This window comes from Hydrocarboniphaga effusa AP103, assembly GCF_000271305.1.
Classification (GTDB): domain Bacteria; phylum Pseudomonadota; class Gammaproteobacteria; order Nevskiales; family Nevskiaceae; genus Hydrocarboniphaga; species Hydrocarboniphaga effusa.
Map to the genome: position 1 here is coordinate 22,111 of NZ_AKGD01000002.1, position 14,213 is coordinate 36,323.

11 protein-coding genes are annotated in these 14,213 nt (G+C 67.2%); 7 read left to right on the forward strand and 4 right to left on the reverse strand.

Annotation, left to right across the window (positions count from 1 at the left end):
* Window positions 1-207 precede the first annotated feature (207 nt).
* Window positions 208-1,983, reverse strand: a complete 1,776-nt coding sequence (locus WQQ_RS11540) for a monovalent cation:proton antiporter-2 (CPA2) family protein (protein WP_007185356.1) — start codon at window positions 1,981-1,983, stop codon at window positions 208-210.
* Between the two features lie 288 nt (window positions 1,984-2,271).
* Between WQQ_RS11540 and WQQ_RS11545 the strand changes: the two genes are divergently transcribed.
* The 3 genes from WQQ_RS11545 to WQQ_RS11555 all read left to right on the forward strand — a co-directional run bounded on the left by WQQ_RS11545 (window position 2,272) and on the right by WQQ_RS11555 (window position 5,914).
* Complete coding sequence (locus WQQ_RS11545; RefSeq protein WP_040454057.1) at window positions 2,272-2,667, forward strand: Hsp20/alpha crystallin family protein; 396 nt, start codon at window positions 2,272-2,274, stop codon at window positions 2,665-2,667.
* A gap of 20 nt (window positions 2,668-2,687) precedes the next feature.
* On the forward strand, window positions 2,688-5,138 hold the full coding sequence (gene lon / locus WQQ_RS11550) for an endopeptidase La (RefSeq protein ID WP_007185358.1): 2,451 nt from the start codon (window positions 2,688-2,690) through the stop codon (window positions 5,136-5,138).
* A 203-nt stretch (window positions 5,139-5,341) separates the two neighbouring features.
* Complete coding sequence (locus WQQ_RS11555; RefSeq protein WP_040454059.1) at window positions 5,342-5,914, forward strand: SMI1/KNR4 family protein; 573 nt, start codon at window positions 5,342-5,344, stop codon at window positions 5,912-5,914.
* 65 nt (window positions 5,915-5,979) lie between these two features.
* Here WQQ_RS11555 and WQQ_RS11560 read toward each other — a convergent pair whose 3' ends face one another.
* Complete coding sequence (locus WQQ_RS11560; protein WP_007185360.1) at window positions 5,980-8,295, reverse strand: acyl-CoA dehydrogenase domain-containing protein; 2,316 nt, start codon at window positions 8,293-8,295, stop codon at window positions 5,980-5,982.
* Window positions 8,296-8,482: 187 nt separating this feature from the next.
* Here WQQ_RS11560 and WQQ_RS11565 point away from each other — a divergent pair, with 187 nt between their 5' ends.
* Window positions 8,483-9,355 carry an acyl-CoA thioesterase gene (locus tag WQQ_RS11565; protein ID WP_007185361.1) on the forward strand — a complete coding sequence of 291 codons (873 nt, stop codon included), beginning with the start codon at window positions 8,483-8,485 and terminating at the stop codon, window positions 9,353-9,355.
* Between the two features lie 37 nt (window positions 9,356-9,392).
* Window positions 9,393-11,261: a M1 family metallopeptidase gene (locus WQQ_RS11570; protein WP_007185362.1), complete on the forward strand. Its 1,869-nt coding sequence runs from the start codon at window positions 9,393-9,395 to the stop codon at window positions 11,259-11,261.
* A gap of 117 nt (window positions 11,262-11,378) precedes the next feature.
* On the opposite strand, the gene WQQ_RS11575 is transcribed toward WQQ_RS11570, so the two are convergent.
* The gene (locus WQQ_RS11575) at window positions 11,379-11,639 is read right to left on the reverse strand and encodes a YkgJ family cysteine cluster protein (RefSeq protein ID WP_157534667.1); all 261 of its coding nucleotides are present in this window, start codon (window positions 11,637-11,639) and stop codon (window positions 11,379-11,381) included.
* A 67-nt stretch (window positions 11,640-11,706) separates the two neighbouring features.
* Here WQQ_RS11575 and WQQ_RS11580 point away from each other — a divergent pair, with 67 nt between their 5' ends.
* On the forward strand, window positions 11,707-12,453 hold the full coding sequence (locus tag WQQ_RS11580; protein WP_007185364.1) for an SDR family oxidoreductase: 747 nt from the start codon (window positions 11,707-11,709) through the stop codon (window positions 12,451-12,453).
* Here WQQ_RS11580 and WQQ_RS11585 read toward each other — a convergent pair.
* Entirely contained in the window at window positions 12,444-13,382 is a 939-nt protein-coding gene (locus tag WQQ_RS11585) for a LysR family transcriptional regulator (protein WP_007185365.1), read from the reverse strand. The two genes, WQQ_RS11580 and WQQ_RS11585, sit on opposite strands and share 10 nt — an antisense overlap.
* Before the next feature lie 122 nt (window positions 13,383-13,504).
* Between WQQ_RS11585 and WQQ_RS11590 the strand changes: the two genes are divergently transcribed.
* Complete coding sequence (locus tag WQQ_RS11590; protein ID WP_007185366.1) at window positions 13,505-14,122, forward strand: FMN-dependent NADH-azoreductase; 618 nt, start codon at window positions 13,505-13,507, stop codon at window positions 14,120-14,122.
* The last annotated feature ends 91 nt before the right edge of the window (window positions 14,123-14,213 follow it).

Consider the following 14,213-nt stretch of genomic DNA (forward strand, 5'->3'; position numbering starts at 1 on the left):
GATGGACTGATGGACTGATGGACTGATGGACTGATGCACTGATGCACTGATGTGCGTTCGCCCGCCGAAGGCGGGGAGAGAGGGTTCACCTGAAAAGTGCGCGCACTTTCCGAGCCTCCCCTCTCGGTCCTTCGGACCCCCTCTCCCGCGAGCGGGAGAGGGGACCAGCACACGCAGCCGCATCACCACCACGCGCCAGGCGAAGCACTAGGTCCCGTTCCGCTCCAGGTCCCGGATCGGCAGATTGCCGACGATCAGCGCGCGGCCCGCGAACAGGCCGCCCGCGAGTTCGAGCGCAAGGCGATCGGCGTCGCGGCGGCGGAAGTCGGCGATCGACTCGGCGGCCTCCTCGGGCGTCTGGCCGAGCTGTTCGAGCGCGTGTCCGGCCATCGCGAGCGCCGATTCGAAAGTCTCGCGAATGTAGTAATCGGCACCCGCGTGCTCGAGTTCGAGCACGTGCTCGCGGTCGAACGCGCGCGCGAGCACCGGCACCAGCGGAAACTCGGCCTTCACGAGTTCGACGATCCTGAGCGTGGCCTGCTTGTCGTCGGTCGCCACGACGACGAGTCGCGCATGGTGCGCACCGGCCGCATGCAGGATGTCGAGCCGCGTGCCGTCTCCGTAGTACACCTTGAACCCGAACGCTTCCGAATCGCGGATGTGCTGGGCATCGGTCTCGATGATCGACAGCGAGCAGCCCTGCGCGATCAGCGGCTGGCTGACGATCTGGCCGAAGCGCCCGAAGCCGATCACGAGCACGCTCGATTCGAGATCGGTCGCATGCTCGACCCCGTCGAGCGAGGTGGCGATCTTCGGCATCAGCTTGTCGTGCGCGATGATCATGAGCGGCGTGAGCGCCATCGAGACGATGATCGTCGCGGTCAGCAGCGCGCTGCCTTCGGCGTCGATGATGCCGACCGCGGCCGCAGCCGCATACAGCACGAAGGCGAACTCACCGCCTTGCGCCATCAGCACCGCGCGCTCGATGGCCTGCCGATGGTTGCTCTTGAACAGCCGCGCGATCACGTAGATGCCGAGCATCTTGAGCAGCATGTAGGCGACCACCGAGATCGCGATGAGCCGCCAGTGATGCGCGACCACCGACAGATCCAGTGCCATGCCGACGCCCAGAAAGAACAGGCCCAGCAGAATGCCGCGGAACGGCTCGATGTCGGCCTCGAGCTGATGGCGGAACGCGGATTCCGACAGCAGTACGCCGGCGAGAAACGCGCCCATCGCCATCGACAGGCCGCCGAGCTGCATGAGCAGCGCCGCGCCGAGCACGACGAGCAGGGCCGCGGCCGTCATCACTTCGCGAGCGCGCGAGGTCGCGAGCAGGCGGAACAGCGGATCGAGCAGCCAGCGTCCGGCCGCGATCAGCGCGCCGACGGCGGCCAGACCGATGAAGATGCTCACGAAGCGCTCGGTCATCGTCGCGCTTTGCGTGCTCGGCGCGAGAAAGGCGACGAGCGCGAGCAGCGGCACGATGGCGAGGTCCTCGAGCAGCAGCACCGCGACGATCTTCCGGCCGCTCGGAGCGTTGAGCGTGCGGCGTTCCTCGAGCACCTGCATGACGATCGCGGTCGACGTCAGCACGAAGCCGGTGCCCGCGATCAGCGAGGCGGCCAGCGGATAGCCGAGCGCCACGCCCACGCCGCAGAGCAGGCCCATGCAGACCAGCAGCTGCGCGAGCCCGAGGCCGAAGATCTCGCCGCGCATCGCCCACAGCCGAGTCGGTTGCATCTCGAGCCCGATGACGAACAGGAACAGCACCACGCCGAGTTCGGCGACGTGCAGGATCGCCTGCGCGTCCGAGAACAGGCCCAGGCCGAACGGGCCGATCGCGAGCCCGGCGGCGAGATAGCCGAGCACCGAGCCCAGGCCCAGCCGCTTGAACAGCGGAGCCGCCACCACGCCGGCTCCGAGCAGGGCGACGATGGGTACGAGATCGAAGCCGTGCGCGGCGGTTTCGTGCGCCGTCATCGGCCGGTTTTCCTGCTCGCTCGCTCGTGCATCCGTTTATCTCGTTCGTTTCGCCGACGAAAGGTCGGCGCTTCTCGATCCATGAGAGCCATCGTGCAGGCTCCGGGCGATTTTCTCCCGATTCCGGCTCCGATCGCCATGCCGCATTCAGCCGGCTCTAAGCGCCATGGGCGCACACGGGACGGAGCAGGCGGCGAACGCCGAGCCGGCAGCGGATTGAATGCGGCCTGGTCGTCACCACATAGAGCGCAAGGACAAATCGGTCGTTCGATCGGGGGACTCCAGCAAATGAGCCGTAAGGATTCGCAATGGATGTGGGCGGAGGCCGTCGAGATGCTCGGCCGGGCCGAGCGTCTGCAACGGCAATTCTTCCACCCGGTGCGCGGGGCCGCGCAATCGGCCTGGGAGCCGCCGGTCGATGTGTTCGAAACGCACGAAGCGTTCTGGGTGATCGTCGCGCTGCCGGATGTCGCGCCGGCCGACGTGGAACTGATCGTCGATGGCCATGAGCTCGTCGTCGCCGGTCTGCGTGCGACTCCGCGCGAACTGCGCGGCGCCGTCATCCATCGCATGGAGCTGCCTTACGGCCGCTTCGAACGCCGCATCGCATTACAGGGCCGCTTCGAACTCGTCGAACGCCGGCTCGAAAACGGTTGCCTCACGCTGGGTCTGCGCAAGCTTTGACGCTTGGAGCCAAAACTCGAATGAACATCAAGAACACGATGCAATTGTCGGGCGAAACGCCGACGCCGCTGCGTGCCGAGAACGCGAACGCCGCGAGCAACACCGCGCCCTCATCGTCCGCAGCTCCGGAGAAGCCGCGCTACGAACTGCCGGATGACGCCATCATCCTGCTGCCCGTGCGCAACATGGTGCTGTTTCCGCAGATGGTGCTGCCGCTGTCGCTGGGCCGCGACTGGGCCATCGAGGCTGCGCAGGAAGCGGCGCGCACGCAGCGCCCGGTCGGCATCCTGTTGCAAAAGGACCCGCAGACCGAAAGGCCCGGCGAGGGCGACCTGCATCGTGTCGGCACGGTTGCGAACATCCTGCGCTATGTCACCGCGCGCGACGGCGGGCATCACCTCGTGCTGCAGGGTGAGCAGCGCTTTCGCGTGATCGAATTCCTCAAGGATCTGCCGTTCGCTGCGGCGCGCGTCGAGCGCATTGTCGAGGACGACACCCGCAGCACCGAGATCGAAGCGCAGTTCCACGCGCTCAAGCAGCGCGCGGTCGAGGCCGTGCAATTGCTGCCCGATGCGGCGGCCGAACTGGTGCCGACCGTGCAGGCGATCGAATCGCCGGGCCAGCTCGCCGATTTCGTCGCCGGCTATCTCGACATCAAGCCGGCCGAGAAGCAGGAATATCTCGAGACCTTCGATCTGCTCAAGCGCCTGCAGAAGCTGCAATGGCTGCTCGCGCATCGAGTGGAAGTGCTGCGCCTGTCGCGCGACATCGGCCAGCAGACCAAGGAGACGATGGAGAAGCGCCAGCGCGAATTCATGCTGCGCGAACAACTCAAGACGATCCAGAAGGAGCTCGGCGACGACGAGGAAGGCGGCGCCGAACTCGAAGAACTCGAGAAGGCGATCGCCGAAGCCGGCATGCCCGAGGACGTGGAAAAGCAGGCCCGCAAGGAGCTCAAGCGGCTGCGCGCGATGGGCAACAGCGGCGCGGGCGAATCGTCGATGGTGCGCACGTATCTGGACACCCTGGTCGAGCTGCCGTGGAGCAAGCTCGGCGGCCACGACGTGGACATCGCCAAGGCGCGCGCGGTGCTCGACGAAGATCATTTCGGGCTCGACAAGATCAAGCGGCGCATTCTCGAATTCCTCGCGGTGCAGAAGCTCAATCCGCAAGGCCGCAGTCCGATCCTGTGCTTCTCGGGCCCGCCGGGCGTCGGCAAGACTTCGCTCGGCCAGAGCATCGCCAAGGCCACGGGGCGCGCGTTCGCGCGCGTCTCGCTCGGCGGCGTGCACGACGAGGCCGAGATTCGTGGCCACCGTCGCACCTACATCGGCTCGCTGCCGGGCAACATCATCCAGGCGCTCAGGAAGGCCGGCACGCGCGATGCCGTGATCATGCTCGACGAGATCGACAAGCTCGGCGCGGGCGGCTTCCACGGCGATCCGTCGTCGGCGCTGCTCGAAGTGCTCGACCCCGAGCAGAACGGGACGTTCCGCGACAACTATCTCGGCGTGCCCTTCGATCTGTCGAAGGTCATGTTCATCGCCACCGCCAACGTGCTCGACACCATTCCGGGCCCGTTGCGCGATCGCATGGAGATCATCCAGCTCGCGGGCTACACCGAGGCCGAGAAGCTGCAGATCGCCCAGCGCTATCTGGTCGAGCGCCAGCGCAAGGCCAACGGCTTGAGCGCCGAGCAGGCCAGCGTCAGCGAGGCCGCGCTGCGCGAGATCATCGGGCACTACACGCGCGAATCGGGCGTGCGCAACCTCGAGCGCGAGATCGGCACGGTGTTTCGCGCCGCGGCGATGAAGATCGCCGAAGGCACCGCGCAGAAGGTCGAGATCGATCGCGATCAGCTCACCGGGATTCTCGGTGCGGCGCACTTCGAGAACGAAGTCGCCCAGCGCGCCGGCGTGCCGGGTGTGGCGACGGGTCTCGCGTGGACGCCGGTGGGCGGCGACATCCTGTTCATCGAGGCACAGCGTGCTCCGGGCCGCGGCCATCTGACGCTCACGGGCCAGCTCGGCGACGTCATGAAGGAAAGCGCCCAGGCCGCGCTGACCTTGGTGAAATCACGTCACCTGGAGCTCGGACTCGACATCGAAACGCTCGCCAGGACCGACGTGCACGTGCACGTTCCAGCCGGTGCGACGCCCAAGGACGGACCCTCGGCGGGTGTCGCGATGTTCATCGCCCTGGCTTCGCTGCTGACCGGCCGCAAAGTGCGCGCGGATGTCGCGATGACCGGTGAAATCAGCCTGCGCGGCCTGGTGCTGCCGGTCGGCGGCATCAAGGAAAAGGTCATCGCCGCGCATCGCGCGGGCATCAGGACGGTGATGCTGCCGGCCCGCAACAGGCGCGACTACGACGACATTCCGCAGGAGGTTCGCGAGGACCTGAAGTTCGTCTGGCTCGAGCGCGTCGACGAGGCGGCAGAGGTCGCGATGGAGGCATCGTTGGCGGCGTGACCCTTTGCCTGGGTGCAATGAGGTTTCCACCCAGGCAAAGGTTGCTCGTCAGACACAAAGACGGCCCTCGGCAGATGACTCCAGATTGGTTGGTCAATAGTGAGGCGCGAGCTCCCGTTTGGTTGTGCTCGGTGTTCGCTACGGTTTTTCGTGCGCGCGACTTTGGTTTTATCGAGCATGCGAGCGGTGCCTGCTCGATAGGAATGAGGGACAACTTCCGAGTCGGTGAAGAGCGTTGGTTTCATACGCTCTATCCCGGGCTCCCATCCACGACCTGTCGCCTTCTGCATGACGACTTTGGCGCCAGGATGACGGCTCCCGCTCAGGTGCATTGGCCCCTGGGCGGGCTGCGAGAAGCGCTGTCCTACCGTGGCCCTGTTCCGCCATTTCCCCAGGCATATAAAGAATTCCTTTCGCTGCTGAATGGAGCGCGGTTGTTCGCGGGGCATCTGCGCCTTTTCGGCGTGAGCACCTGTAGAGATTCAGCGGAGGGAAACTGGCAGCCGCACGAACTCATTTCCGCGAACATCTTCAACAGGCCGCGTAACGTCGAAGACAGCTTGCTGATCGTCGGGCAATACCCGTGGGACGGTTCGGTCCTTGGTATGCGTGAAGACGGCGCGATTGAATGGTGTGATCGTTTGACTGGTGTTCGGAGACGCCGATGGTCTTTATTTGGTGAGCTGTTGCTCGAGGAAGTGGAGCGCCTAACTGCCAGATTTGACGAGCGTGGTCAGCTCATCGATTCCAACCGGCCTACGATCCCGAACTACTGATCGTTTTCTTCGTCATATAAGTCAACGTGAGGGCAAGGCTTTTGTGAAAATGCCCTCATAGTCGACTAAGCCACCCCGCCGTCGCGCCAGTGCTGCCAGTCCTCGCAGAGGTTGTAGGCGCTGCGCAGGCGGTCCACTTCGACGCCGTCGATGATGCCGAGCTTTGATGCCTGGGCGATCTGATCGAGCGGGAAGGCCGGTTCGATGCGGCCGTCGTCGATCGCCTGGTGCAGCTTGCGTTGCGCCGGCGCGGCGGCTTCGAGGGCGATGTCGATGCGGTCGAGCAGATTGTCGACGGTGCCCGGGGCGGTGGCGTTTGGCAGGGCGCAGAACAGGCGCTGGCGCATCGGCCCGGGCGTCTGCAGCCAATGCACGATGCGCGCGGCCTCGGCGTCGGAATGCATCGGCGTGAGCCGGCCGGCCGGCAGCAACAGCAGGCGCAGCTTGGCCATATGCCGCTTGGTCGGCTGCTGGAAGATGAAATCGTCGAGCCCGGCTTCGATGCGCCGGCAGCTGCGCTCGCACCAGGCGTCGAGCAGCGGCAGCTCGTCGCGCCCGGTGCTCTGGCCGGAGGCGTCATAGAGAGCGGCGGCGAGCCCTAGCGTGGCGGCCAGCGCCTCCATGAGGCTGGCCTCGGCGGCGCCGTCGGCCGGGCCCCGATTGCGCCCGAGAATCCAGGCGTCGGCCGCACAGGCGAGCGCGGCGCGGTAGCGCGCGAGGCGTTGCCAGTGCCGCTGCATCCCGGTTTCGGGAACGCGCGCGAGGCGTCCGTTGGTGAGCGCGAGCAGCAGGCTGCGCGCCTGATGATGGGCGAGGGCGCCGAGCAGCGGCCACAGTGCGGCGTCGAAGCGAGCCAAGGCCAGCCCGTAAGGCTGGGCGCCGGCGGCCGACAGCAGCGCCTGCAGGGCCGGGAAGCTGGCGAGCAGCAGCGGTTCGAGGCGCGGCTTGGGTAGCAGCGGCGACAGGCTGCGACTGCCGTCGCCGGGGCCCCGGCGCGGCGACAGCGGAGCGAGCTGGTGCATCACGCTCTCGTGCAGGCGATCGGCCAGGAACGCGGCCAGGGCCGCGAGCGCCGGCGACAGCTCGCCCGCGCTGCCGGCGAGCAGGCGCTGCACGAGGTCGAGGCCGTAGCTGTCGAGCGCGGCGTCGCTGAGCGCACGGTCGCGCGCGGCCGGACGCGGGGTGGGAATGCGGTGATGGGCCAGGATGCGCGACTGCGTGGCCGCCCGGCGCAGCGCCCGCATCGCCTCGCCGGACGCGATCGCCGCATGCGCCCGGCACAGGGCGATCAGCCCGGTGTCGAGCTGGGCGCGGCCATCGCCGGCGTCGGCCGAGGTGCCGAGCAGGCGTTCCATCGGCACGAACACCGCGTTCGCGCGCAGGCCCACGAGCGGCAGCAGCAGGTCGTCGGTGGACGGGGCGAGCAGTTCCAGGCCCTCGATGTCGCGCGGAACCAGGATCGCGGCGCTGCGTGCTCCGGCTGCGGACTCGGCGCCGAGCAGGTTCTCGGGATCGTGCAGCGGCAGGCTCAGCAGGAACTCGTCGGCCATCGGCACTGCGCTCTTCTCGAAGCGCAGTTCCAGGCCGAGATTCTCGCGCCCCTTCCAGAGGCCGCGGCGCACCAGCGCGCGGTCGGGCGACTGGCGCTCATCGTCGGCCCAGGGCGAACGGTGGGCCAGCGTGCCGAGTTTTTCGCCGCTGCCGAAGCGCGGCAGGAACAGCCGCTGCTGGAAGTCGTTGCCGTGCGCCCGCACCGCGCTGGTCGCCGCGCCGGTGACCGCGAGCAGGGCCACGGCCGGACCGCCGCCGTCGAGAGCGGCGATCGCCTGCAGCACATGGTTGCGCTCGGCCGGGTGCAGGTTCAGGCCATCGAATTCGAGCGGCAGATCGAGCCCGAACAGACCGGACTGGCGCAGCGCCGCGAGCGCGGCGGGCGACAGCGCGTCGGGCTGCGCGGCCAGGCGCGGGGCGAGGTTCTGGACCGCGGCGGCCCAGCCGTCATCGTCCGCCTCGGCGCTGGCGGGCGGCTCGGCGCTGGCCGGGTGGCGCAGCACTTCGGCGTCACCGAACAGGCGCTGCTCGGCTGTGGGCTGGCCGGACGGCGGCTGCAGATCGCGCAGGCCCGGGCGCGCCGGCAGCAGGTAGCGCTGCACCGCGTCGAGCGCCGGCCGCGTGAGCCATTCCTCGCGCAGCGCCGAGACCGACAGCGGAACCGCGATGCCGACGTAGACGAGCAGCCAGAGCCCGAACAGGCCCGGCGAATGACCGAACACGCCGTACGCCAGCAACAGGGCGGCATAGGCGGTCAGCGCGGTCTTGAGGCCACTGCGGTGATAGGCCAGCGCGACCGTCAGTATCAAGCTCAGCAACAGCCAGAGCACACGCGCTCCTCGTTCGAATGAGTTGTACGCCCCCCGGACGTCGGTCGAGCATACGACATGCGCGCGCCCGCTCGCAGAGCCTGCTGCGTGCGCGGGCAACCCCGGCGCCGAGCTCAGAGGCTGGCCCAGCGGCGGGCCGCGCCGGCTTGCTACAGTCGCGATCTTCATCTTCACGGCGAGGCTGGCGATGAGCCGCATTCAGGAATTGGTCGATCTACTCGACCTCGAAGTCATCGACGACAATCTGTTCCGCGGGCTCTCACGCGATCTCGGCGGGCGTAGTGTCTACGGCGGCCAAGTGGTGAGCCAGGCGCTCGTCGCCGGCAGCCGCACCGTCGCCGAGGGCGATGTGCATTCGCTGCATGCCTATTTCCTGCGGCCCGGCGACATGAGCCACCCGATCATCTACGAAGTCGATCCGGTGCGTGACGGGCGCAGCTTCACCACGCGGCGCGTGCAGGCGATCCAGCACGGCCAGGCGATCCTGACGATGATCGTCTCGTTCCATAAAGCCGAGGAGGGCTGGGAGCATCAGGCGCAGATGCCCGACGTGCCGCCGCCGGAGACCTTTCCGAGCGAACGCGAGCGGCGCTTGAAACTGCTCGAGACCATCGAGAATCCGCTGCCGCGGCTGCGCCAGTTCCTCACGCAGGACACGCTGTTCGATATCCGCCACGTCAAGCCGGTGGACCTGTTCGAGCACCAGCCGATGCCGCCGCGTGAAGCGTTCTGGTTCCGCACCGTCGATCGCCTGCCCGACGATCCGGTCGTGCACCGCTGCGTGCTCGCCTACGCCTCCGATTTCGGCCCGCTGGCGACCACGCTGCTGCCGCACGGCGTGGGCTCGGCGAATCCGCACCTGCGCATGGCCTCGATCGATCATGCGCTCTGGTTCCATCGCCAGGCCCGCGTCGATGACTGGCTGCTCTACGTGCTCGATTCGCCGAGCATGCAGAGCTCGCGCGGACTGTCGTTCGGCAGCATCTTCACGCGCGACGGCAAGCTCGTCGCCAGCGTGGCGCAGGAAGGCCTCGTGCGGATCGCGCGCCAGGAGGCCTGAGATGGCGATAAGGTTTTCCGTCCTGAAATGCGCTTGCTTGCGCAGCCTGCAGCTGCTGGGTGTCTACATGGCTTCCTCGATGAGCGTCGCCGCCGAACCGCCGCTGCCGGCGACCGAGCCGCACAGCTACGCGAATCCGCAGCAGATCCGCGTGCGCGAAGTCGCGCTCGACCTGGCGGTGGATTTCGAGCGCAAGCGCCTGTCCGGAACCGTCGATCTGGCCATCGAGCATGTCGATCCGAAAGCCCGCGAGCTGCTGCTCGACACGCGTGCGCTGGACATCGAGCAGGTGCAGACGCGCGCGGAAAAGGGCGATTGGAAGGCCGCCGAATTCAAGCTCGCGGCGCCGGACCGTGTGCTCGGCTCCAGGCTCGGCATCGCGGTGCCGGGCGATGCGCAGAGCGTGCGCGTTCGCTACTCGACGGTGCCCGACGCCTCGGGCCTGCAATGGCTCACGCTCGAGCAGACCGCGGGCAAGCGGCAGCCGTTCCTGTTCACGCAGTCGCAGGCGATTCACGCGCGCAGCTGGATTCCGCTGCAGGACACGCCGCTCGTGCGTGCTCCGTATCGCGCGCGCATCAAGACGCCCAAGGGCCTGCGCGCGGTCATGAGCGCCGAGATGCACGACGAGCCGGACGCCGACGGTCGCTGGCGGTTCGAGATGCCGCAGCCGATTCCGAGCTACCTGATCGCGCTCGCGGTCGGCGACCTCGCGTTCAAGAGCACCGGCAAGCGCACCGGCGTCTATGCCGAGCCTTCGATGCTCGATCGCGCGGCCCACGAGTTCGCCGAGACCGAGAAAACCATCGAGCTCGCCGAAAAGACCTACGGCCCGTATCGCTGGGGCCGCTACGATCTGCTCGTGCTGCCGCCGAGCTTCCCCTACGGCGGCATGGAGAACCCGCGGCTCACGTTCGTCACGCCGTCGGTCATCACCGGCGATCGCAAGCTGGTTTCGCTGATCGCGCACGAGCTCGCGCACAGCTGGTCGGGCAACCTCGTCACCAACGCGACCTGGAGCGATTTCTGGCTCAACGAGGGCTTCACGACCTACCTGACGTATCGACTGACCGAAGCGCAGTACGGCCAGGCTTTCGGCGACATGGAGCGCGTGCTCGGCTATCACGACCTGCTAGATTCGATGGAGCGCGCCGACGTGGCCGATCGCTCGCTGATCCGCGAGACGCCCGCGGCCGATCCGGACGAAGTCTTCAGCTCGATTCCGTACGAGCGTGGCGAACTGTTCCTGGTCTGGCTCGAACAGCGCTTCGGCCGCGAGGCTTTCGATGCGTTCCTGCGCGGCTGGTTCGATGATCACGCGTTCAAGAGCGCGACCACCGCGCAATTCCTCGCCTACCTGCAGGACAAGCTGCTGGCGCGGCAGCCCGGCAAGGTCAGCGCGGTGCAGCTCGATGCCTGGCTCAAGGTGCCGGTGCTGCCGGATTCGGCGGTGCTGCCGACCTCGTCCGCGCTGACCGAAGTCGAGCAGCAGCGCGAGCGCTGGCTCTCCGGCAAGCTCGGCACCGCGAAGTTGCCGGCGTCGACCTGGGCCGTGCAGCAGTGGCAGCTGTTCCTCGATTCGATGCCGCAGAGCGTGACGCGCGAACAGCTGCAGCAGCTCGATGCGCGCTTCAAGCTCACCGGCACGAGCAACCAGATTCTCGGTTCGAGCTGGCTGCGCCTGCGCCTGGCCGCGGGCGACAAGAGCGCCTGGCCGGCCGCGGAAACCTACCTGCTCGGCGCGGGCCGCATGCGCCTGATCACGCCGCTGTATCGGGCGCTCGCCAAGACACCCGAAGGCCTCGCGTTCGCCAAGCAGGTCTATGCCAAAGCGGCTCCGGGCTATCACCCGATCGCGCGCGAGGCGGTCGAGCGGATCCTGCGCGGCGAGCAGGCCGGGGTTTAGCGCTCGAGTCGCAGGTACAGCGGTCCTTCCCGCGAAGGCGGGAATTCGGCTCTTCGAGATTGGCGCTGGCCGCCGCTGGATTCCCGCCTTCGCGGGAATGACGAAAAGTGGGTTGCGCTAAGTGAGCGGTCGCGTGAGCCGTTCGAGTTCGCTCAGGGACAACAGGGCCTCGTCGCGCGTCGTGCCGCACATCTCCGCGCTCGCCTTGAGGCCGCCGCAGAACGCCGGACGCCGCGGGTCGCCGAACAGTTTGCAGCGCAATTGCACATCGAGTTGCACGCAGGCGACGCCGGCCGGCTTGCCGTGCGGCATGCCCGGAATCGGGCTCGTGATCGAAGGCGCGATGCAGCAGGCGGCGCAGTGGGAACGGCATTGCATCGGCATAGTCTACGGTCAGCTGTCACGGTGTACGGTCGCATGCATCGCTTGGTCATCGGAGCTGGTCATGAAAGATCGCGTCGCCCTCGTCACCGCGGGCGCTCAAGGCATCGGGCTGGCCTGCAGCAAGGCTTTCGTCGAAGCGGGCTTGCGCGTGCTGATCGTCGATACCGACGGCAAGGCCGGTCGCGAGGCGGCGAAATCGTTCGGTGATCGGGCGCAGTTTCTGAAAGGCGATGTCGCCGATGCGGCTTTCATCGCCGAGGCGGTGAAGGCCGCCGACAGGCTAGGGCGTTTGCACAGCGTGGTGTCGAACGCCGGCATCATGATCCGCAAGCCGGTAGCCCAGCTCACGCTCGCCGACTGGAACCGCGTGCTGTCGGTGAACCTGACCGCGGCGTTCCTGCTCGCCAAGCATGCGGCGCCGCTGCTGCGCAAAACCAAGGGTGCTTCGATCACGCTGATCGCCTCGAGCCGCGCGCTGCAATCGGAGCCCGATACCGAAGCCTACGCGGCGACCAAGGGCGGGCTCGTCGCGCTGTCGCATGCGCTGTCCGTGAGCCTGGGGCCGAAGGTGCGCGTGAACTGCGTGAGCCCGGGCTGGATCGAGACGAGCGAGTGGCAGCGCTCCGACAGGCGCCGCAAGCCGCAGCTGAGCAAAGCCGATCACGCGCAGCATCCGGCCGGTCGCGTCGGCGAGCCGCCCGACGTCGCCGCGCTGGTGCGCTTCCTGGCCTCGGACGAAGCGGGCTTCATCACCGGCGCGCATTACCTCGTCGACGGCGGCATGACGCGCAAGATGATCTACGTCTGAGGCGCTGCGTCGCCCGGATAGACGTGGCCATGCGCCCGGCACTGGACGCGCACTTCTTCGCGCAGGATGTCGGCCATCAGGCAGGTCGCCGGGCCCGCGGCGTCGCCGTCGGTGACGATCAGGTAGAGCGGCACCTGGCGGTCGGCGCCGTCGCGCATCGGCAGCGGTTTTAACGCTCCGCTTTGCAGTTCGCCGCGGATCATCTCCTCGGGGTACCAGGCGAAGCCCAGGCCCATCGTCACGGCGGTGATCGCGGTGGCCTTGTTGCTGACGGTCCAGCGCTGCTCGGAGCCCATCCAGCCGCCCGATTCACGCGGAGTCTGCCGCGCGGTGTCGCGGACCACGATCTGCCGGTGCTGGCGCAGGTCATCGTAGTTGATCTGGCGTCCGAGCCGGTGCAGCGGATGATCGGCGCTGGCCACCGCCATCGCCTTCATCGTCAGCAAGGTTTCGCCCGAAAAACCCGGCGGCACGTGGCTGTTGATCGCCAGGTGCACGCGATGCTGCAGCAAGGCCTCGTCGGTGCCGCCGAGCACGGTCTCGTGCAGTTGCAGGCGCGTGCCGGGCGCCTGTTCGGCGAAGCGGGCAAACGTGTTCAGCAGCATCCAGGTCGGGAAGATGATCTCCACCGCGAGCCGCAGCTCGGGTTCCCAGCCGGCCGCGAGTGTCGCGGCGGCCGATTCGATGCGTTCGGACTCTTCGAGCAGGGCCTTGGCGCGCCGGTACAGCAGCTGGCCGTTGGCCGTGAGCCTGGCCTTGCGGCCCTCGATCTCGAACACCTTGAGATCGAGCAGGAATTCCAGCTTGCCGACCAGATAGCTGACGCTGGATTGGGTCTTGTGCAGGGCTTCGGCGGCCTGCGCATAGCCTCCAGCCTCGACCACGGTAACCAGGGCACGCCACTGTTCCAGCGAAATCTTGGGTTGCATGAATCGAATAATTCGAACGGTTTGGCCGAATTATTTTGCTTTTTTATCGAGCCAGGCAATATTTAAATAGAGCTCCCCGATGCTTCGGCATCACCGACGCATCAAACGAACCGGAGAGCGCCATGACCACCACCACCGAACCGACCCTGCTGCAGATCAACACCAGCCTGTTCGCCGAAAGCGGCAATTCGAGCGCGCTGTCCGAGCGTTTCGTGAGCGAATGGCGCAAGCGCCACCCGAACGGCCGCGTGATCGTGCGCGATCTGTCGCGCAACCCGGTTCCGCATCTCGACGGCGCTCGCGCGGCGGCCCTGTTCACGCCGGCCGAGCAGCGCACGCCCGAGCAGAACGCGGTGGTCGCCGAATCCGACGCGCTGATCGCCGAGCTCAAGTCGGCCGACGTCATCGTGCTGGGCCTGCCGATGTACAACTTCGGCGTGCCGTCCCAGCTCAAGTCCTACCTCGACCACGTGGCGCGCGCGGGCGTGACGTTCCGCTACACCGCCACCGGTCCGGAAGGCCTGATCGGCGACCGCAAGCTTTACGTGATGGCCGCTCGCGGCGGCATCTACAAGGACCTGCCGGCCGACACGCAGACCGGCTTCGTCAGGACTTTCTTCAACTTCATCGGCATTCGCGACGTCGAGTTCGTCTATGCCGAGGGCCTCAACCTCGACGCGGCGAGCAAGACGCGCGCGCTGGAAGCGGCGGGTGAACAGATCGACCGTCTCGCGGCGTAAAGTTTTGATCCTTCTCCCTGCGGGAGAAGGTGCCCCGTAGGGGCGGGTGAGAAATTCTCAGGGATAGCGACGCTTGCTGTGCCGGAGAATC